This is a genomic window from Streptomyces sp. PR69, assembly GCF_026420845.1.
In the GTDB taxonomy this organism is placed as follows: domain Bacteria; phylum Actinomycetota; class Actinomycetes; order Streptomycetales; family Streptomycetaceae; genus Streptomyces.
On the sequence record NZ_JAOWCB010000023.1, the window covers coordinates 61,809 to 80,618 of the forward strand.

Annotated in this window: 17 protein-coding genes and 1 tRNA gene; 10 read left to right on the forward strand and 8 right to left on the reverse strand. The window is 70.4% G+C overall.

Features of this window, described 5'->3' with window-relative positions:
* The first annotated feature begins 3 nt into the window (after positions 1 to 3).
* From OF819_RS20995 to OF819_RS21015, 5 genes are all read left to right on the forward strand, one after another.
* Complete coding sequence (locus tag OF819_RS20995; protein ID WP_267245151.1) at positions 4 to 753, forward strand: transglycosylase family protein; 750 nt, start codon at positions 4 to 6, stop codon at positions 751 to 753.
* Between the two features lie 340 nt (positions 754 to 1,093).
* Positions 1,094 to 2,383 (forward strand): phosphopyruvate hydratase, encoded by a 1,290-nt coding sequence (gene eno / locus OF819_RS21000; protein ID WP_267245152.1) that lies wholly within the window; start codon positions 1,094 to 1,096, stop codon positions 2,381 to 2,383.
* 114 nt (positions 2,384 to 2,497) lie between these two features.
* On the forward strand, positions 2,498 to 2,983 hold the full coding sequence (locus OF819_RS21005; protein ID WP_267245153.1) for an FtsB family cell division protein: 486 nt from the start codon (positions 2,498 to 2,500) through the stop codon (positions 2,981 to 2,983).
* A 56-nt stretch (positions 2,984 to 3,039) separates the two neighbouring features.
* A complete protein-coding gene (locus tag OF819_RS21010) occupies positions 3,040 to 3,594 on the forward strand; it encodes a DUF501 domain-containing protein (protein ID WP_267245154.1) in 555 nt (184 codons plus the stop codon).
* On the forward strand, positions 3,591 to 4,517 hold the full coding sequence (locus OF819_RS21015; RefSeq protein ID WP_267245155.1) for a Ppx/GppA phosphatase family protein: 927 nt from the start codon (positions 3,591 to 3,593) through the stop codon (positions 4,515 to 4,517). Before OF819_RS21010 ends, OF819_RS21015 begins: the two co-directional genes overlap by 4 nt.
* A gap of 50 nt (positions 4,518 to 4,567) precedes the next feature.
* On the opposite strand, the gene OF819_RS21020 is transcribed toward OF819_RS21015, so the two are convergent.
* Positions 4,568 to 4,837: a type II toxin-antitoxin system RelE family toxin gene (locus tag OF819_RS21020; RefSeq protein WP_267245156.1), complete on the reverse strand. Its 270-nt coding sequence runs from the start codon at positions 4,835 to 4,837 to the stop codon at positions 4,568 to 4,570.
* Positions 4,834 to 5,106 carry a type II toxin-antitoxin system Phd/YefM family antitoxin gene (locus tag OF819_RS21025; protein ID WP_267245157.1) on the reverse strand — a complete coding sequence of 91 codons (273 nt, stop codon included), beginning with the start codon at positions 5,104 to 5,106 and terminating at the stop codon, positions 4,834 to 4,836. The genes OF819_RS21020 and OF819_RS21025 overlap by 4 nt, the downstream gene beginning before the upstream one ends.
* 516 nt (positions 5,107 to 5,622) lie before the next feature.
* Here OF819_RS21025 and OF819_RS21030 point away from each other — a divergent pair.
* Both OF819_RS21030 and OF819_RS21035 read left to right on the forward strand, forming a co-directional pair.
* Positions 5,623 to 7,008: an NAD(P)/FAD-dependent oxidoreductase gene (locus OF819_RS21030; protein WP_267245158.1), complete on the forward strand. Its 1,386-nt coding sequence runs from the start codon at positions 5,623 to 5,625 to the stop codon at positions 7,006 to 7,008.
* 295 nt (positions 7,009 to 7,303) lie between these two features.
* Complete coding sequence (locus OF819_RS21035) at positions 7,304 to 8,605, forward strand: SAM-dependent methyltransferase (protein WP_267245159.1); 1,302 nt, start codon at positions 7,304 to 7,306, stop codon at positions 8,603 to 8,605.
* 110 nt (positions 8,606 to 8,715) lie between these two features.
* Here the strand turns inward: OF819_RS21035 and OF819_RS21040 are convergent, their stop codons facing one another.
* Together OF819_RS21040 and OF819_RS21045 are read right to left on the reverse strand one after the other, a co-directional pair.
* A complete protein-coding gene (locus OF819_RS21040; protein WP_267245160.1) occupies positions 8,716 to 11,256 on the reverse strand; it encodes an ABC transporter permease in 2,541 nt (846 codons plus the stop codon).
* 163 nt (positions 11,257 to 11,419) lie between these two features.
* Positions 11,420 to 12,190 carry an ABC transporter ATP-binding protein gene (locus OF819_RS21045; protein WP_267245161.1) on the reverse strand — a complete coding sequence of 257 codons (771 nt, stop codon included), beginning with the start codon at positions 12,188 to 12,190 and terminating at the stop codon, positions 11,420 to 11,422.
* Positions 12,191 to 12,559: 369 nt separating this feature from the next.
* On the opposite strand from OF819_RS21045, the gene OF819_RS21050 reads away from it, so the two are divergent.
* Together OF819_RS21050 and OF819_RS21055 are read left to right on the forward strand one after the other, a co-directional pair.
* Positions 12,560 to 12,644, forward strand: a tRNA-Leu gene (locus OF819_RS21050).
* Positions 12,645 to 12,876: 232 nt separating this feature from the next.
* Entirely contained in the window at positions 12,877 to 13,761 is an 885-nt protein-coding gene (locus tag OF819_RS21055) for a Bax inhibitor-1/YccA family protein (protein ID WP_267245162.1), read from the forward strand.
* Positions 13,762 to 13,855: 94 nt separating this feature from the next.
* Here OF819_RS21055 and OF819_RS21060 read toward each other — a convergent pair whose 3' ends face one another.
* The gene (locus tag OF819_RS21060) at positions 13,856 to 14,086 is read right to left on the reverse strand and encodes a DUF4287 domain-containing protein (protein ID WP_240138371.1); all 231 of its coding nucleotides are present in this window, start codon (positions 14,084 to 14,086) and stop codon (positions 13,856 to 13,858) included.
* A gap of 98 nt (positions 14,087 to 14,184) precedes the next feature.
* Here OF819_RS21060 and OF819_RS21065 point away from each other — a divergent pair, with 98 nt between their 5' ends.
* Entirely contained in the window at positions 14,185 to 14,505 is a 321-nt protein-coding gene (locus tag OF819_RS21065) for a hypothetical protein (RefSeq protein ID WP_267245163.1), read from the forward strand.
* A gap of 434 nt (positions 14,506 to 14,939) precedes the next feature.
* Here OF819_RS21065 and OF819_RS21070 read toward each other — a convergent pair whose 3' ends face one another.
* From OF819_RS21070 to OF819_RS21080, 3 genes are all read right to left on the reverse strand, one after another.
* Positions 14,940 to 15,830, reverse strand: coding sequence for a hypothetical protein (locus tag OF819_RS21070; RefSeq protein WP_267245187.1), 891 nt, complete (start codon positions 15,828 to 15,830; stop codon positions 14,940 to 14,942).
* Positions 15,831 to 16,087: 257 nt separating this feature from the next.
* Positions 16,088 to 17,308: an acetyl-CoA C-acetyltransferase gene (locus tag OF819_RS21075; protein ID WP_267245164.1), complete on the reverse strand. Its 1,221-nt coding sequence runs from the start codon at positions 17,306 to 17,308 to the stop codon at positions 16,088 to 16,090.
* A gap of 355 nt (positions 17,309 to 17,663) precedes the next feature.
* Positions 17,664 to 18,704 (reverse strand): SGNH/GDSL hydrolase family protein, encoded by a 1,041-nt coding sequence (locus OF819_RS21080; protein ID WP_267245165.1) that lies wholly within the window; start codon positions 18,702 to 18,704, stop codon positions 17,664 to 17,666.
* Between the last annotated feature and the right edge of the window lie 106 nt (positions 18,705 to 18,810).

Genomic DNA, 18,810 nt, shown 5'->3' on the forward strand with positions numbered 1-18,810 from the left:
TTCATGCTGCTTTCCGGCAAGGGCAAGCACCGCCGTCCGTCGAAGGCCACCCGTATCGCCACGCTCGCCGGCGTCACCGGCGCCGCGGTTGCCGCACCGCTGCTGGGCGCGACCTCCGCCTCCGCCGCGACCGCCGCCGAGTGGGACAAGGTCGCGCAGTGCGAGTCCGGCGGCAACTGGTCCATCAACACAGGCAACGGCTACTACGGCGGGCTGCAGTTCTCCGCCTCCACCTGGGCGGCCTTCGGCGGCGCCAAGTACGCCGCGCGCGCCGACCTCGCCACCAAGGCCCAGCAGATCGAGATAGCTGAGAAGGTCCTCGCGGGCCAGGGCAAGGGCGCCTGGCCGCACTGCGGCGTCGGCCTCTCCAGCGCCGCGTACACCGGCGGCGGCTCCTCCTCGAACTCCTCCTCGAACTCCGGCTCCGGCTCCGCGCAGCAGTCCCAGCCGAAGCAGTCGCAGAAGCGCAGCGAGGCCCCGACCACCCGCTCCGAGCGCTCCGCGTCCCCGGCCCCGGCCAAGCAGAAGCCGGTCAAGCAGAAGCCGGCCAAGCCGGCCGCCAAGCCCGCCGCCCCGGCGAAGGGCTTCAAGAAGGGCGACGGCGAGTACGAGGTCAAGTCCGGCGACACACTGAGCAAGATCGCTGAGGCCGAGGGCGTCAAGGGCGGCTGGCAGAAGCTGTACGACCTCAATGACGACATCATCGAGGACGCGGACCTGATCTTCCCGGGCCAGCAGCTCCACCTGAGCTGACCCGCCCGGCTATGACCGCCCCGGTCCGGAGCGCTTCCCCCGTGCGCACCGGGCCGGGGCTTCCGCGTGCCGTACCTGCCGTACCGCGCCGTACCGCGCCGTGTCACGCCGTGCCATGTCGTGTCCGGCGGTCACGCCGCGGTTACTACTGACTGGTAGGTACGTGGTCATTCGCCCCGCACCAGTCCACTTCGCCCCCTTTTTCGTCCCAGCGGGCGGGCGTCGGCAGGCGGCGGCCCCCGAGCCGGTTAGGCTCTTGCCGCAAGGCCGAATCAGACCCTGCACTGCTGGCTGTCCAGCTCGCATCACAACTTGCGTCACATCCCAGAAGGAGATGCTCGTGCCGTCCATCGACGTCGTCGTAGCCCGGGAAATCCTGGACTCCCGAGGCAACCCCACGGTCGAGGTCGAGGTTGGCCTCGACGACGGCAGCACCGGCCGTGCTGCCGTTCCGTCCGGCGCCTCCACCGGTGCGTTCGAGGCTCTTGAGCTCCGCGACGGTGACCAGAACCGCTACCAGGGCAAGGGCGTCGAGAAGGCCGTCCTCGCCGTCATCGAGCAGATCGGCCCGGAGCTCGTCGGCTACGACGCCACCGAGCAGCGCCTGATCGACCAGGCGATGTTCGACCTGGACGCCACCCCGGACAAGTCGTCCCTGGGCGCGAACGCCATCCTCGGCGTCTCCCTGGCCGTGGCCCACGCCGCCTCCGAGGCCTCCGACCTGCCGCTCTTCCGCTACCTCGGCGGCCCGAACGCGCACCTGCTGCCCGTTCCGATGATGAACATCCTCAACGGCGGCTCGCACGCCGACTCCAATGTGGACATCCAGGAGTTCATGATCGCTCCGATCGGCGCGGAGTCCTTCTCCGAGGCCCTGCGCTGGGGCACCGAGGTCTACCACACCCTGAAGAAGGTCCTGAAGCAGAAGGGCCTGTCCACCGGTCTCGGCGACGAGGGCGGCTTCGCCCCGAACCTCGACTCCAACCGCGCCGCCCTCGACCTCATCCTTGAGGCGATCAAGGAGGCCGGCTACACCCCCGGCCGCGACATCGCGCTGGCGCTCGACGTCGCCGCGTCCGAGTTCTACAAGGACGGCTCGTACGAGTTCGAGGGCAAGTCCCGCTCGGCCGCCGAGATGACCGAGTACTACGCGGAGCTCGTCGAGGCCTACCCGCTCGTCTCCATCGAGGACCCGCTCTTCGAGGACGACTGGGACGGCTGGAAGACCATCACCGAGAAGCTCGGCTCCAAGGTCCAGCTGGTCGGCGACGATCTGTTCGTCACCAACCCCGAGCGGCTCGCCCGCGGCATCGACGAGGCCGCCGCCAACGCCCTGCTCGTCAAGGTCAACCAGATCGGCTCGCTGACCGAGACCCTGGACGCCGTCGAGCTGGCCCAGCGCAACGGCTTCAAGTGCATGATGTCCCACCGTTCCGGCGAGACCGAGGACGTCACCATCGCCGACCTGGCCGTCGCCACCAACTGCGGCCAGATCAAGACCGGCGCCCCGGCCCGCTCGGAGCGCGTCGCCAAGTACAACCAGCTGCTGCGCATCGAGGAGATCCTCGACGACGCCGCGGTGTACGCCGGCCGCAGCGCCTTCCCGCGGTTTCGCTTTGCGGACCATTAAGCACAGCAAGGGCTGACACCCCGTATAAGGGCTGACACCCGTATATACGTACGTCCCCGCACCCGGTCCCGTACCGTGTGCGGGGACGTACGCACGTGTCGAGGGAGGCGGAACATGGCCGCGAAGGACCGGGACCGGGACCGGTTCTCCACCGCGACCCGGATCCGGCTGCTCGGCGAGCAGACCGCCGCCCGCGTCTACCGCTCGCAGAGCCGCCGCCAGGCCCGCCGCTCCCGGCTCACCGGCCGGGCGGCCTTTCTGGCGCTCGTCCTCTGCACGCTGGTGGTGGCCCTCGCCTATCCGATGCGGCAGTACGTCTCCCAGCGCGCCGACATCGCCGAGCAGGAGCGGCGCATGGACGAGGCACGCGAGCAGGTGGCCAGGCTCCGGGACGAGAAGGCGCGCCTCCAGGACGACCAGTACATCCGGCGGCTGGCCCGTGAGCATCTGCACTATGTGATGCCGGGGGAGACCGCCTACACCATGATCGATCCGGCTGCCGAGGAGCGCCGCCGGGACGACGAGGGGGCGGCGGACCGCCCCTGGTACTCGAATGTCTGGGATGGGGTGGACCACGCGGACCGCCCCGCCCGGCAGTAGCCCCCACCGCAACCCACACACTGAGAAACCACCGCACCGAGAACCTTCAGGCAGGCATGGAAACCCCTCCTCCCCACACCGAGCCGACCGAGCCCACCGCCGCGGACATCGCCGCCTTCGAGGCGCAGCTCGGCCGCCCGCCGCGCGGGCTGCGGACCATCGCGCACCGCTGCCCGTGCGGACAGCCGGATGTCGTCGAGACGGCGCCGCGGCTGCCCGACGGCACCCCGTTCCCGACGCTGTACTACCTGACCTGCCCGCGGGCCGCGTCGGCGATCGGCACCCTGGAGGCGAACGGGGTGATGAAGGAGATGACCGAGCGGCTGGCTCAGGACCCGGAGCTGGCCGCCGCGTACCGCGCCGCACACGAGGACTACATCGCACGCCGCGACGCCATCGAGGTGCTGGAGAACTTCCCCAGCGCGGGCGGCATGCCCGACCGGGTGAAGTGTCTGCACGTCCTGGTCGGCCACTCGCTGGCCGCCGGCCCCGGGGTGAACCCGCTGGGCGACGAGGCGATCGCGATGCTGCCCGAGTGGTGGGCGAAGGGCCCCTGCGTCACGCCCTGCACGGATGTCTCGGCCGACTCGGCGAGGGAGGCGGCGCAGTGACCCGCGTGGCGGCCGTCGACTGCGGCACCAACTCCATCCGCCTCCTCGTCGCCGACGTGGACCCCGTGACCGGCCGACTGGTCGACCTGGACCGCCGGATGACGATCGTCCGCCTCGGCCAGGGCGTCGACCGCACCGGACGCCTCGCCCCCGAGGCGCTGGAGCGCACCTTCGCCGCCTGCCGCGAGTACGCGGCGGTCATCAAGGAGCACGGCGCGGAGAAGGTCCGCTTTGTGGCCACCTCCGCCTCGCGCGACGCCGAGAACCGCGACGCGTTCACACGCGGCGTGCTCGACATCCTCGGCGTCGAGCCCGAGGTGATCACCGGTGAGCAGGAGGCGGAGTTCTCCTTCACCGGCGCGACCCGTGAGCTGCCCGGCCATGAGGAGCGTCTTGTCGTCGACATCGGCGGCGGCTCCACCGAGTTCGTCGTCGGCCACCGCCAAGTCGAGGCGGCGCGCTCCGTCGACATCGGCTGTGTACGGCTGACCGAACGGCACGCCCCGGACAGCCCGGCGACGCCCGAGCAGATCGCCGCCATCACCGCGGACATCGACGCGGCGCTCGACCTCGTCGAGGAGACGGTCCCGATCCGCGAGGCGCGAACCCTCGTCGGCCTCGCCGGCTCGGTGACCACCGTGGCCGGGATCGCGCTCGGCCTGGACACCTATGTCTCCTCCGCGATCCACCACTCCCGGATCTCCTTCGAGGACGTCGAGCGGATCACCGGCGAGCTGCTGCACTCCACACACGACGAGCGGGCCGCGATCGGCGTGCTGCACCCCGGCCGGGTGGATGTGATCGGCGCGGGGGCGCTCGTCCTGCTGCAGATCATGAAGCGGATCGGGGTGCGGGAGGTCGTGGTCAGCGAGCACGACATCCTCGACGGGATAGCGATCAAGGCGGCAGAGGGCGCCGCGTAGCCGTTCGGCGGCAAGCTTTCGGCAGGCGACGGCGGCGGCGTGGCGGCGTGCTACAGGTTGCGGTAGACGTCCCGCCGGTCGCCCACCTTGACGACGAGGATGATGAGTTCGCCATCGTTGATCCGGTAGGCGACCCGGTAGCTTCCGACCCGGAGCCGGTAGAGCCCCGACGGGCCGGTGAGCTTTTTGATGTCGGCGTCCTCGCGATACGGGTCGTCGCCGAGCGCGGTCAGCGCGGCCAGGATGCGCATGGCGTCGGGTCGGCTGATGGACCGGAGCTGCCGCTGCGCTGCCGTGGTGAACCTGAAGGCGTACTTCACGCCGCTTCGCCGTCCTGCTCGGTGAACAGGTCTGCCAGCAGTTCCGCCATCGTCACTGTGGGGCCGCCCTCGGCCAGGACGGCTTCGGCTTCGCGCGCCAACATGACGTCGGCCGCTTCCTCCAGCGCTTCAAAGTCCGCGATCGGGACAACGGCGGCCACCGGAGCGCCGTTGCGAGTGATTACGGTCGGAACGCCCTCCTCAGCCCGGTTGATGTGGTCGGCGAGGTGCGCGCGGGCTTCCCGCACGGTCACGGTGTTCTCACTCATGAAGTCAGTGTACGCATTTACGTGTACACATGGTTCGATCCGGCGAGTCGCGTTCGTGGGAGATCCTCGACGGGGTAGCGATCAAGGCGGCAGAGGGCGTCGCATAGCCGTTCGGCGACAGGCTTCGGCGGGCAACCCGGTAGCCTCCGGCCCGGAGCCGGCAGCGCCCCGACGGGCTGGCTGAGAAAACTTCGTGAAGTTCTTCACAAGGAAATGGCCCCCGAGGGGTGGCATGGAGGGCCTAAGGGCCCGCTCCGCGGGGCCGTTGGCCCCTCCCGCTCGTCCGTTCTGGGCTACCCGGCGCGCAACGGCGGTGTGAACCTGTCAGCTGGTCCCCTGGGGGATGCCCCTTAGGGGCCAGCTCACAAGGGGTGCCCAACGTTCTGCGTTGCACCGTGGTTCCCCATTGCTGCCATGACCTCCGTCACGCGGGCCGCGCAGTGTAGCAGAGCAGGCTCGACATCTTGTGAAGGGGCTCACGAGCGGCCCCCGGGAGGGGGGTGGATACTCGATGGCATGAGCACCACGGAGCGTCCCCGGATCCTCGTAGTAGGCGGTGGGTACGTAGGCCTGTACGCAGCCCGACGCATTCTCAAGAAGATGCGGTACGGCGAGGCGACCGTCACGGTCGTCGACCCGCGCTCGTACATGACGTACCAGCCCTTCCTCCCCGAAGCCGCCGCCGGCAGCATCTCGCCGCGGCATGTCGTCGTCCCGCTGCGACGCGTGCTGCCCAAGGCGGAGGTGCTCACCGGCCGGGTCACCACCATCGACCAGGACCGGAAGGTCGCCACCATCGCGCCGCTGGTCGGCGAGGCGTATGAGCTGCCGTTCGACTACCTGGTCATCGCGCTGGGCGCGGTCTCCCGCACCTTCCCGATCCCCGGCCTCGCCGAGCAGGGCATCGGCATGAAGGGCATCGAGGAGGCCATCGGGCTGCGCAACCATGTGCTGGAGCAGCTGGACAAGGCCGACTCGACGACCGACGAGGAGGTCCGCCGCAAGGCGCTGACCTTCGTCTTCGTGGGCGGCGGCTTCGCCGGCGCGGAGACCATCGGCGAGGTGGAGGACCTGGCGCGGGATGCGGCCAAGTACTACGCCAACGTCAAGCGCGAGGACATGCGCTTCATCCTCGTCGACGCCGCTGACAAGATCCTGCCCGAGGTGGGCCCCAAGCTCGGCAAGTACGGCAAGGAGCACCTTGAGGGCCGCGGCGTCGAGGTCTACCTCCAGACCTCCATGGACTCCTGCGTGGACGGCCATGTGGTGCTGAAGAACGGCCTGGAGGTCGACTCCAACACCATCGTGTGGACCGCGGGCGTCAAGCCCAACCCGGCGCTCGCCCGCTTCAACCTGCCGCTGGGCCCGCGCGGCCATGTCGACTGCGCGCCGACGCTCCAGGTGCAGGGCACCGACTACATCTGGGCCGCGGGCGACAACGCCCAGGTCCCGGACCTGGTCGGCCGCAAGGCGGGCAACGAGAACGCCTGGTGCCCGCCGAACGCCCAGCACGCGCTCCGTCAGGCCAAGGTCCTCGGCGACAACGTGATCTCCGGCATGCGGGGCTTCCCCCAGAAGGAGTACAGCCACGCCAACAAGGGCGCGGTGGCCGGGCTCGGCCTGCACAAGGGCGTCGCGATGATCGTCATGGGCAAGATGAAGATCAAGCTCAAGGGCCGGCTCGCCTGGTATATGCACCGCGGCTACCACGGCATGGCCATGCCGACCTGGAACCGCAAGATCCGCGTCTTCGCCGACTGGACGCTGGCGATGTTCCTCAAGCGCGAGGTCGTCTCGCTCGGCGCGATCGAGTCCCCGCGCGAGGAGTTCTACGAGGCGGCCAAGCCGGCCCCGGCCGCCCCGGCCGCCGCCGCCAAGCCGGAGAAGGCCAAGGCCTCCTGACGCTGACGCCTCCGCGCTTCTCCTGAGCCTGCAGAAGGGCCGCCCGCCATCCGTGGTGCGGGCGGCCCTTCCGCATATATGCGTCATATGTGCGTCATATGTGCGGCATGTGCGCGGCGGATGGCGGCAGCAGCCCTGCGGTGCATTGCGTGGTGGGTACATATATTTTGCCATGGCATTGCGTAGTGGCGGGAAGCACGGACAGTGGTCGGATTGTTTTCCGTAAGGCACCGCGACCCGTGCCCCGGCGCACGGCAGGCGGTGCGGACCGGAACCACCGTCACGGAGGTGTGCCATGGCCGACGCCGCGATGCGGCTGACCAGTCTTGCCGAGGAACTGCTGGGGGGCCCGCTCCCGATGAGGGTGAGGGCCTGGGACGGAAGCGAGTCCGGGCCCGCGGGGGCGCCCACGCTCGTCGTACGGCACCGGAGGGCCCTGCGCCGGTTCCTGTGGCGGCCCGGAGAGCTGGGGCTCGCCCGGGCCTGGGTCGCCGGTGACATCGACATCGAGGGGGATCTGTACAAGGCCCTCGACCTGCTGTCGGGCGTGGTGTGGGAGCGGGGCGACGCACCCCGCGGGGGCGTCCTGCGTGCCGCCCGCGACCCCCGTCTGCGCTCCGCGGCCGCCGCGCTGCTGAAGGAGGGCGGTACGCTGCCGCCCCCGCCCCCACCGCCCGAAGAGGTCCGCCGCCGGTCCGGGCCGCTGCACACCAAGACCCGCGACCGCCAGGCGATCAGCCACCACTACGACGTCGGCAACGACTTCTACGAGCTGGTCCTCGGGCCCTCCATGGTCTACTCGTGCGCCTACTGGGGCGAGAAGGAGACCGCCGGACTCGCGGACGCCCAGCGCGCCAAGCTCGACCTCGTCTGCCGCAAGCTCGCCCTCCGCGAAGGCGGCCGGCTGCTCGACGTCGGCTGCGGCTGGGGCTCCATGGCCCTGCACGCCGCCCGCGAGTACGGCGCACAGGTCGTCGGCGTCACCCTCAGCACCGAGCAGGCCGCCTACGCCCGCAAGCGCATCGCGGAGGAGGGCCTGGCCGACCGGATCGAGATCCGGGTCCAGGACTACCGGGACGTCCGCGACGGCCCGTATGACGCGATCTCCTCCATCGGCATGGCGGAACACGTCGGCCAGGTCCGCTACCGCGAGTACGCCGACCGGCTGTTCACCCTGCTCAAGCCCGGCGGTCGGCTGCTCAACCACCAGATCGCCCGCCGTCCGGAGAAGGACGAAGCGGCGTACCACGTGGATGAGTTCATCGACCGCTATGTCTTCCCGGACGGGGAGCTCGCCCCCCTCGGCCGCACCGTCGGCGCGCTGGAGGACGCCGGCTTCGAGGTCCGCGACGTCGAGGCGATCCGCGAGCACTACGCCCGTACGCTCCGCGCATGGGTCGCCAACCTGGAGGGCGGCTGGGACGAGGCCGTACGTCTCACCTCGCCCGGCCGCGCCCGCGTCTGGCGGCTCTATATGGCCGCCTCCGCCCTGTCCTTCGAACGCAACCGGATCGGCGTCAACCAGATCCTCGCCGTGAAGACCCCGGACACCGGCGCCTCCGGCATGCCCCTGCGTTCCCGCACCTGGGCCGAATGACACCGCACCGAACGACACGGCGGTGACACGGCGGAGGACCGGGTCCCCTCCAGGGAGCCCGGCCCTCCGTCACGACAGGCGTCGCGACAGGCGTCACAACGGACGTACGGTCACTCCGCCTTGATGGCCGACAGCATGTTCAGCCTCGCCGCGCTGCGCGCCGGCCACATCGCGGCCAGCACACCCACCAGCGCCGCCAGCACCAGGAACAGGCCCACCCGGTCCCACGGGATCACCAGGGCGTAGTTCGGGATCTGGTCCTTGATGGTCTGGCCGATGGCCCAGCCCAGGAACGCGCCCAGACCGATGCCGATCACCGCGCCGAACACCGAGATCACCACGGCCTCCAGCCGGACCATCCGCTTTACGCGCCCGCGGTCCAGGCCGATCGCGCGCAGCATGCCGATCTCCTGCTGCCGCTCGAAGACGGACATCGCGAGGGTGTTGACGACGCCGAGCACCGCGATCAGCAGGGCCATCGCCAGCAGCCCGTACATGATGTTCAGCATCATGTTGATCATGCCGCCCTGCTCGTCGCGGACGTCCTGCTGGTCCATCACCCGGATGGCCGGGTTGTCGCCGAGGGCGTCGATCAGCGCCCGCTCATTGGCCTTGGTCGGGCCGCCGTCCATCTTGACGTACACCTGCGGGATGTACGGGGCCATGGTCTCGTGCGGCTTCAGCACCGCGGTGGAGAGCATCATCCCGGGCAGGAACTCGTTGTCCGCGTAGACCGCGCCGACGGTCAGCGTGCCCTTCTTGTCGTCGTTGAACTGGACGTCGATCGTCGAACCGGGCTTCCAGCCGCTCTTCTCCGCGGTCTTCTGATCGATCGCCAGCTTGCCGTCGGCGAGCGAGCCCAGTGAGCCGGACACGGTCTTCAGGGTGAGCAGCTGCTCGATGTCGCCGGGGGTGACGCCCGCGACCGACCGCCATTCGTCCTCTCCGGTCTTCAGACTGGTGCTCTGGTCCGCGGAGACCGCCTGGACGCCGGACGCCTTCTGAAGGGCCGGGACCACGGACTCGTCGAGCGCCATGCCCTGCGCGGCCATCGCGATCACATAGTCGGCCTTGAGGTTGTCCGTGGTCGACTTGTCGATGGCCTGGCCGACGGCCGCGCCCAGCACGGACAGTCCGGTCACCAGCGTCAGCCCGATCGCCAGGGCCGAGGCGGTGGCCCCGGTGCGGCGCGGGTTGCGGACCGCGTTCTGCCCGGCGAGCTTGCCGGAGACGCCGAACAGCCTGGTCATGGGGGCGCGCAGTACGGCGATCACCGGCCGTGACAGCAGCGGGATCAGCACGATGACGCCGATCAGGGTGAGGAACGCGCCGCCGCCGATGATCATCCGGCCGTCCTTGCCCATGCCCGCGCCGAGCAGGATGAGCACCGCGCCCAGGGCGGTGACGGCCGCGCCGATGGAGTTCCGCACGACGAGCGACTTCACGGTGGGCGCGGCGTGCATGCTGCCCATCGCGGCCACCGGCGGGATCTTCGCGGCGCGCCGGCCGGGCAGCCAGGCGGCGAGCATGGTGATCAGCACGCCGACGGCGAGGGAGGAGATGACCGGGGTGGCGGTGATGACCAGCGGGCCGCCGGGCACCTTCAGCCCGAAGGCGGACATCCCGGAGCGCAGCGCCACGGCCAGACCCACGCCGAGGGCGAAGCCGACCGCCGCGGCGACGAGCCCGACGAGCGCGGCCTCGGCCAGCACCGAGCGGGTGATCTGCTTGCGGGACGCGCCGACCGCGCGCATCAGCGCGACTTCCTTGGTGCGCTGGGCGACGAGCATGGTGAAGGTGTTGGCGATCAGGAAGACGCCGACGAAGAGGGCGATGGCGGCGAAGGCCAGCAGCATCGTGTTGAAGTTGCTCATGCCCTCCTCGATCATCCGCGCCTGCTCGTCGGCGACGGCCTGGCCGGTCCTGACGTCGGCGTCTTCGGGCAGCAGCGGCTTGATCGCGGCGAGCAGCTTCTCGTCGGACGCGCCGTCCTTCGCGACGACGTTGACGTTCTGGAAGTGGCCGGGCGACAGGTAGAGCTTCTGGGCGACCGGGGTGTTGAAGAGCACCAGGCTGCCGCCGGCGCTGACCGCGCCGTCGTCGGTGGTGAAGACGCCGGAGAGGGTGTACTCCTTCACCGGGCCGTTGGTCGCCACCCGCACCCGGTCGCCGACCTTGTACTTCCCGGCGTCGGCGGAGTCCTTGTCGAGGGCGATCTGGCCGTCCTCGACCGGTCCCGAGCCGTCGGTGAAGCGGTACTGGGAGTCCTTGCCGTCCTTGCCGGGGGCGAAGTTGGCGCCGGTGTTGGTCCAGCCGTTGCCGATCAGCTTGCCGTCCTGGTCGGCGACGCCGGCGAAGCCGGAGACCCGGCCGGCGGCCGAGGCCACGCCGTCGATGGCGCGGATCTTGTCCAGGGTGGCCTGGTCGACGCCGGTGTCCGTGTTGCCGTCGTCGCTCTGGACGGCGTACGTGGTGATGGCGACGGCGACGTCGTCGTAGTTCTTGGCCGACTGCTTGCGGAAGGCCTGGCCGAGGGTGTCGGTGAAGACGAAGGTGCCGGAGACGAAGGCGACGCCGAGCATGACCGCGAGCACGGTCATCAGCAGCCTCGCCTTGTGCGCGAGCACATTGCGCAGGGCGGTACGGAACATGTCTGTGTCAGTCCTGTGGGATGGGTGAAGGCAGGGGGCCGGAGGGCTCAGGGCTCAGCGCACAGGGCTCAGCGCACAGGGCTCAGGGAGCAGCGGCTGCCACGGAGCGCCGGGGGCCTGGGGAGCCGGGAGCCGGGGGCGTGCGCCGGAGCGCGCGCGGGTGTCAGCTGGTCCGGCCCTTGGCGTCGAACGCCTTCATCCGGTCGAGGACGTCGTCGGCGGTGGGGCTGTGCATCTCGTCGACGATGCGGCCGTCGGCGAGGAAGACGACACGGTCGGCATAGGACGCGGCCACCGGGTCGTGGGTGACCATCACGACGGTCTGGCCGAGTTCGCGCACCGAGTTGCGCAGAAAGCCGAGGACCTCGGCGCCGGAGCGGGAGTCAAGGTTTCCGGTGGGCTCGTCACCGAAGATGATCTCGGGGCGGGAGGCCAGGGCGCGGGCGACCGCGACGCGCTGCTGCTGTCCGCCGGAGAGCTGGGCAGGCCGGTGGCCGAGCCGGTCCCGCAGCCCGACCATGTCGATCACCTGGTCGAGCCACTGCTTGTCGGCCTTGCGGCCGGCGATGTCCATGGGGAGCGTGATGTTCTCCAGGGCGGTCAGCGTGGGCAGCAGATTGAACGCCTGGAAGATAAAGCCGATCTTGTCCCGGCGCAGCTGGGTCAGCTGCTTGTCCTTCAGGCTGCCCAGCTCGGTCTCGCCGATGCGCACGGAGCCGGAGCTGAAGGAGTCCAGCCCGGCGACGCAGTGCATCAGCGTGGACTTGCCGGAGCCCGAGGGGCCCATGATCGCGGTGAACTCCGCCTGGCGGAACTCGACGCTGACCCGGTCGAGGGCGACCACCTGGGTTTCGCCCTGTCCATACACCTTGGACAGTTCCGTGGCGCGGGCGGCCACGGCGGTGGCGCGGTGAGCGGTGGGCGTGGTGGTCACGAGGGGTAGCTCCTGTCACGGGGGAGTGGTCTGTGGGACCACACCATCGTGTCCGCCGCCGAGCCGCCGATCGTCACTCCCCGAGCCCGTTCCCGGGGCCCTCTCGAGTCTGACGGAGCGTCCCGCCCCTCCTCCTTTGGGATGACGTCGTCCCTGAGGGCCGCCAGCGGCCTCCGGCGGCGACTTTCCGCCAACCACATATGCACCCGGTCATGGCCGATGGCGTGTTGCGTTCCGCGGCCGACGCCGCTGAGCTGGGCTGACACACCCTCAAACGTCAATAAAATAAGACAACATCGGGCCACTGTTCCGCCGTTCAAGCGATCTCTCCGGATAGGCTCGTATGCCTACGCGGAGCCGCGCATCAACGCCCGGATGGTGGAACGCAGACACGGCGAGCTTAAACCTCGCTGGCCTACCTCAGGCCGTGCCGGTTCGAGTCCGGCTCCGGGCACTCACCCTGTCCAGATTGCTCCGATCTGACCAGATTGCTCCGAATGTACGGCATCTGTCCGGCTCTACTCCGCCTGGCAGATTGTGATGTGACTGTTCGCATGTTTGAGCGGATACGCGCGTGCATCCGCCGGGTGGATCGGGCAGAGTTCCTTCGCAAGCAGGAGGGTGGGACTTTTGCCTACCCATTACTCTTGGCGTAAGGCCGCGCAGGGTGGCCATGGAGGAGTGAGATGAGGAGCAGCAACCCGGTCTTCTCGCGACGGGGGTTCAGCCGGGACAACGGCTACGCGGGCTTCAACACGGCGCAGCAGGCCGGGCCGGCCAATCCCTACGCGCAGGGCAGCGGCGCCAACCCGTACGCGACCGACACGACCAACCCGTACGCCACGAACCCGTACGCGCCGCAGGGCAGCGTCCAGGGCGCCCCGCCGGTCGCGCCGCCGCAGACGGACCGCATGACGATGGACGACGTCGTCATGCGTACGGGCATGACGCTCGGCACCGTCATCGTCGGCGCCGTCCTCGGCTGGATCTACCTGACCGACGAGCGCTTCGGCCTGGCCATCGGCGCGATGCTCATCGCGATGGTGCTCGGCCTGGTGCAGTCGTTCAAGCGCCGCCCCTCGCCGCCGCTGATCCTGGCGTACGCGGCGTTCGAGGGCCTCTTCCTGGGCGCGATCAGCAACTTCGTAGACCGGTTCGTCGCCCCTGGCGCGGCCATGCAGGCCGTGCTGGGCACGATGGCCGTCTTCGTGACCATGCTGGTGCTGTACAAGACCAGGATCGTCCGGGTCACCCAGCGGTTCGTCCGCTATCTGATGATCGCCACGATGGGCTTCCTGCTGCTCACCGCCGTGAACCTGCTGTTCATGGTGTTCGGCGGCGGTGACGGCCTGGGCTTCCGCAGCGGCGGCCTCGGCATCCTGTTCGGCGTCGTCGGCGTGCTGCTGGGCGCGTTCTTCCTGGCGCTGGACTTCAAGCAGGTCGAGGACGGCGTGGCGTACGGCGCTCCGCGCGAGGAGTCGTGGCTGGCGGCGTTCGGTCTCACCATGACGCTGGTGTGGATCTACCTGGAGATGCTGCGGCTGATCTCGATTCTGCAGGGCGACGACTGACGCCTCACCGTCCGGTTCCGGGCATCGGAAGGGCCCGCGGGGTGCGATCCCCGCGGGCCCTTCCCGTTTGCCTGAGGAGCTTGAGGAGCTGGTGCTAGAGGAGCTTGCGCGCCGCGCGCCTCAGGTCGTACTCATGGATGATCGCTTTGGCGTGGCCGTAGGCGAGGTTGTGCTCGCTCCGCAGCCAGCTCACCTTCTCCTCGAACCGGAAGAGGGACGGGCCTTCGTCTACGGTGCGGAGCCAGTCGGAGATCTCACGACCGGTGCACTGGGGGATGCGTGCGAGCAGATTGCGATGGGTCTCTTCGGAGAAGACTTGGGACATCGGCGCCTCCGGACGCTCTGCGCATTGGTCCTTCACGCCACCGTGCCTGAGGGTTCGCATATTGGCAACAGTCCGGTGCGGGCGCATAGGGTCGCGGCGTGCTGGATGTGACTGAGCTGGAGCAGGTCGTGGATCACCTCGCGGAGCGCCTGCGGGCCGCGCCGCAGAGCCGTCTGCAGCGTGGAGCGGCCGCGGAGGGCCTGGCCCTGGCCAGGGACTTGTCCGTGCGCGCACAGCGCCTGGAGGCCCCCGGCCGCGAGCCCCGGATCATGCCGGACGCGGGTGTGTTCGCAGTCGCGGACCAGCTGACGGTGGCGGGCCGGGATTTGGCCGAAGCGCTGCGGGGTGGGGGCGATGGGGAGGCGTTGGCGGAGGCGGTGGCGCGGGTGCGGGAGGCGGCGGTGAGGGCGGGGCTCTAGGGGTGCGGGTCTTTCCGGAAACTGGGGGCTTTGCCCCCAGGCCCCCTTCGGGGTGCCGCGGGGCTGGTCGGCCCCTGTACGGCCTTCGGCCGTGCCCGCAGGCTTCTCCCCCGCTACCTCCCCCAGCTACCGCTGGGAGGTGCCCCCAGCGGGCTGGGAAGACCAGCCCGCCCGGCGCTTGAGGGACAAAATGAGCCTCGGGCCTTTCAGGCGCACACCAAGCCTCGCCGACGTTTGAAGCGGGTGGGCCCGCGCCTTCGCGCCTCGCAGCCTCGCAGACGTTTGAGGCGCGGGGCCGTACCCCTCCAGCCCCGCCGGCGTTTGAGGCGCGTGGGGCCGCACAGTCGAGCCCGTCGGCGTTTGAGGCGGGAGGGGCCGCGCCCTTGAGCCTCGCCGGCGATTGAGGCGCGGGGGTGCGGGGGCGGAGTCCCCGGTTACAGGGAGGCGATCACGCGGTCCGCCAGGATGTACACGCTGTCGTCGCCGCACGCGAACGTCAGGGCATACGCGCCGGAGACGCCCGAGCCGCCGAGCAGGACGGGCGTGTCACCGGCCCGCAGCGCGCCGGCGAGGCGCTCCGCGGTCTCGCGGTGGCCGGGGGTCATGCACAGCGTCGTGCCGTCCGCGAAGACGTAGACGTCGAGGGTGCCGAGCGGGCCGGGCCGTACGTCGGTCAGCTCGGTGCGGGTCTCGGCCAGCTCCTCCAGGCGCGCCACCGTGCGCTCATGGTCGGTGACGACCGGCGTCTGGACCGGGACGAAGTCCGGGTGCGACGGGTGGCGGCGGCGCGCGGCCGCGAGCTCGGGGGAGTCCTCGGCGAACTCCGCAACCTCCGGCTGGTCCTCGATCGCCTCGGCGGGGTCAAAGCTCACGGCGTCAAAATCCACGGCCTCAAGCCCCGCGAAGTCCGCCTGACGCGGCACATAGAACGGCGGCAGCTCCTCACCGGGGCCGGACACCCCGCCGAGCAGGGAGGGCGCGTCCGCCGCGTCCCGGGCCTCCTGCGCCGCCCAGAAGGCGCGCGCCTCGGCGAGCTCGCGCTCGCGCTCCTCGGCCAGCGCCTCGGCGACGGCCGCCCGTATCTCGGCCGCGGGCGCGGACGGCGCGGCGGGCTCGGCGTCCGCCGCGCCGCGGACTGCCTGCCCTGGCACAACGGCGGCGGCCGTGGCAGCCGTGTCCTGCCGGCCGGCGGCGGCAGCCGCCCGGGCCTCTGCCAGCTCCGTGCGCAGAGCGGCGACCTGGGTGCGCAGCCCGTGCGCGGCGTGCAGGGCGGCGGCGCCCACGGCCGTGGCAGCGGCCGTGGTGAGCAGCAGGGCAAGGGACATGGCGCTCACGGACGTACTCCCGGTTTCGATCGATCCCCCGACTTCCTACATCAGCTTGTCGTGGGACTGTGCCAGCTGTCAGTGCATTACGTCACGAATCGGACAGCTGATATGCCTTGCTCTTCCCCCGTGGTAACGCTCTGACCTGGGGAAATGATGCTCCCCCAGGACGTAGGTCACATCCTGGGGGAGATTCAGTCACGAGCCGACATCCGACGGGCGGAAGGCCGGCTCGGCGGCCGGAGCCGCAGGTCAGCTCAGCTCAGCCGCTCCAGGACCATCGCCATGCCCTGGCCGCCGCCGACGCACATGGTCTCCAGGCCGAACTGCTTGTCATGGAACTGGAGGCTGTTGATCAGCGTGGCCGAGATGCGCGCGCCGGTCATGCCGTACGGGTGGCCGACCGCGATCGCGCCGCCGTTGACGTTCACCTTGTCCAGCTCGAAGCCCAGGTCGCGGTAGGAGGGGATCACCTGCGCGGCGAATGCCTCGTTGATCTCGACGAGGTCGATGTCGCCGGCCGTCAGCCCGGCGCGGGCCAGCGCCTGCCGGGACGCCTCGACGGGCCCGTACCCCATGATCTCGGGGGACAGCGCGGAGACGCCGGTGGAGACGATCCGGGCGAGCGGCGTCAGCCCCAGCTCACGGGCCTTGACGTCGCTCATGATGACCAGCGCGGCGGCGCCGTCGTTCAGGGGGCAGCAGTTGCCGGGGGTGATCAGGCCGTCCGGGCGGAAGGAGGGCTTGAGGGCCGCCACGCCCTCCATGGTGACGCCGGGGCGGGGGCCGTCGTCCTTGCTGACGACCGTGCCGTCCGGGGTCGTCACGGGCGTGATCTCGCGCTCCCAGAAGCCGTTCTTGATGGCCTCCTCGGCGAGGTTCTGCGACCGTACGCCGAACTCGTCCATCTCCTGGCGGGTGATGCCCTTGAACCGGGCGAGGTTCTCGGCGGTCTGGCCCATCGCGATGTACGCGTCCGGGATCAGGCCGTCCTCGCGCGGGTCGTGCCACTCGTCCGAGCCGTTCTCGGCGCGCTCCGCGCTGCGGGCCTCGGCCTCGGCGAAGAGCGGGTTGTGGGTGTCGGGCATCCCGTCGGAGGAGCCCTTGGTGAAGCGCGAGACGGTTTCGACGCCCGCGGAGATGAAGACATCGCCCTCGCCCGCCTTGATGGCGTGCATCGCCATCCGGGAGGTCTGCAGCGAGGAGGAGCAGTAGCGGGTGATGGTGCAGCCGGGGAGGTGGTCCATCCCCATCTGCACGGCGACGATCCGGCCGAGGTTGTGGCCCTGCTCCCCGCCGGGCAGGCCGCAGCCGAGCATCAGGTCGTCGATGTCCTCGACGTCCAGCTCGGGGATCTTGTCCAGCGCGGCCTGGATGATGGTCGCGGTCAGGTCGTCCGGGCGCATCTCCTTCAGCGAGCCTTTGAAGGCGCGCCCGATGGGGGAGCGGGCTGCAGAGACGATCACGGCTTCGGGCATCACGGCTCCAGGAGGAGGGGGAAGGGTGCGTGCAGGACTGTCTGGGAAGTTACCCGTACGTAGAGCGGTGGTCACCGGGGTTCCGGTGTGATGCGGACCTCAATTCTAAGCGCACGCTTAACTGTGTTTTCTGTGGCTCGGTTCGCCTCCGGGGCGCTTGAGCGTGTGTCGACGGTCGATCATGCTCGGTCCCACGTTCCTCGGGACCTGCGCGTTCCCCCAGCTACCGCTGGGAGGTGCCCCCACCCTTTCGACACCCGCGCGCCCCTTCGGCTCACTCGCCGGGGGCGCATGGGGTGGCCCTGTTGGGGCGTCGGCCACCTGGCTCCGCGCGCATCAGGCGCACAGGCCCCGGTCAGGCGCGGCGGGCCTGCTCCGTGGGCTCGCCTGGTGGGTGCGTGGCGGCCTCCGGGGGGCTCTCGGGCTCCGGGGACGGCGGGGGGAGCCGGCGCCTGCGGCGGTGCTTGAGCAGCGCCCAGGGGGCCCGCGCGGCCGTGACCTCCGTGCCCGCCTCCGACGCCGCCTCGGCCGCCGCCCGGGCCACCGGCAGGATGTCCTCGTCCCGCTCCGGCTCCAGCCGGTCCGCCTCCGGCCACAGGCCCAGCGCCGCGCACAGCGTGGGCAGCATCGCCATCGCCGCCGTCGCATAGCCCTCCGCCGACGGGTGGTAGTTGTCCACGCCGAACATCTCGCGCGGGTTGGCGGCGAACTCAGGCCCCAGCAGATCGCCCAGCGAGACCGTACGCCCGCCCTGCTCCACCACGCCGATCGTCTGCGCCGCCGCCAGCTGCCGGCTCACCCGCCGGGCCAGCCAGCGCAGCGGCTGGTAGACCGGCTCGATCGTGCCCAGATCGGGGCAGGTGCCCACCACCACCTCCGCACCGGCGGCACGCAGCCTGCGCACCGACTCGGAGAGATAGCGCACCGACTGCGTCGGCGGCATCCGATGGGTGACGTCATTCGCCCCGATCATGATCACGCAGACGTCGGGCAGCCGCGCCTCGTCCGCGAGGAGCTGTGTCACCTGGCGCTCCAGGTCGTCGGACTGGGCCCCGGGCAGCGCCACATTGCGCAGCGCCACCGGCCGCTCCGCCACCGCCGCGAGGCCAGAGGCGAGCAGCGCCCCGGGGGTCTGGCCCGCGCGCCGCACTCCCTGCCCCGCGGCCGTGGAGTCGCCGAGCACCGCGAGCCGCAGCGGCTCCGAGCTGCCGAACGCGAGGCCGTACAGCCCTTCGCCGCGCGGCGGCAGCGGGGCCGTGCCGCCGCCCACCGAACGTTTCGCCAGCTGCACCTCCGCCAGCAGGACGCCCACGGCGGCCGCTCCGATCAGGCCGATTCCGCCTCCGCCATAGGCCGCGCCCGCCGCGATGCGCCGTGCGACCCTCGCCCTCGACACCGTCCCAGCCACCTCCTCGCGTACATGAGCTAACTGCCCCGAAGGAACCGTCGCCCAATCACCCGCTGCTCCACATACGCTGGCCGTACCAACACGGAGACCCCGG

Bases quoted from the DNA above. Each gene is read 5' to 3' on its own strand.
- OF819_RS21055 (WP_267245162.1), top strand. From the start codon at position 12,877: ATGAGGAGCAGCAACCCGGTCTTCTCGCGACGGGGGTTCAGCCGGGAC.
- OF819_RS21075 (WP_267245164.1), bottom strand. From the start codon at position 17,308: ATGCCCGAAGCCGTGATCGTCTCTGCAGCCCGCTCCCCCATCGGGCGC.
- OF819_RS21060 (WP_240138371.1), bottom strand. From the start codon at position 14,086: ATGTCCCAAGTCTTCTCCGAAGAGACCCATCGCAATCTGCTCGCACGC.
- OF819_RS21070 (WP_267245187.1), bottom strand. From the start codon at position 15,830: ATGTCCCTTGCCCTGCTGCTCACCACGGCCGCTGCCACGGCCGTGGGC.
- OF819_RS21025 (WP_267245157.1), bottom strand. From the start codon at position 5,106: ATGAGTGAGAACACCGTGACCGTGCGGGAAGCCCGCGCGCACCTCGCC.
- OF819_RS21010 (WP_267245154.1), top strand. From the start codon at position 3,040: ATGGAAACCCCTCCTCCCCACACCGAGCCGACCGAGCCCACCGCCGCG.
- OF819_RS21040 (WP_267245160.1), bottom strand. From the start codon at position 11,256: ATGTTCCGTACCGCCCTGCGCAATGTGCTCGCGCACAAGGCGAGGCTG.
- OF819_RS21035 (WP_267245159.1), top strand. From the start codon at position 7,304: ATGGCCGACGCCGCGATGCGGCTGACCAGTCTTGCCGAGGAACTGCTG.
- OF819_RS21030 (WP_267245158.1), top strand. From the start codon at position 5,623: ATGAGCACCACGGAGCGTCCCCGGATCCTCGTAGTAGGCGGTGGGTAC.
- OF819_RS20995 (WP_267245151.1), top strand. From the start codon at position 4: ATGCTGCTTTCCGGCAAGGGCAAGCACCGCCGTCCGTCGAAGGCCACC.
- OF819_RS21005 (WP_267245153.1), top strand. From the start codon at position 2,498: ATGGCCGCGAAGGACCGGGACCGGGACCGGTTCTCCACCGCGACCCGG.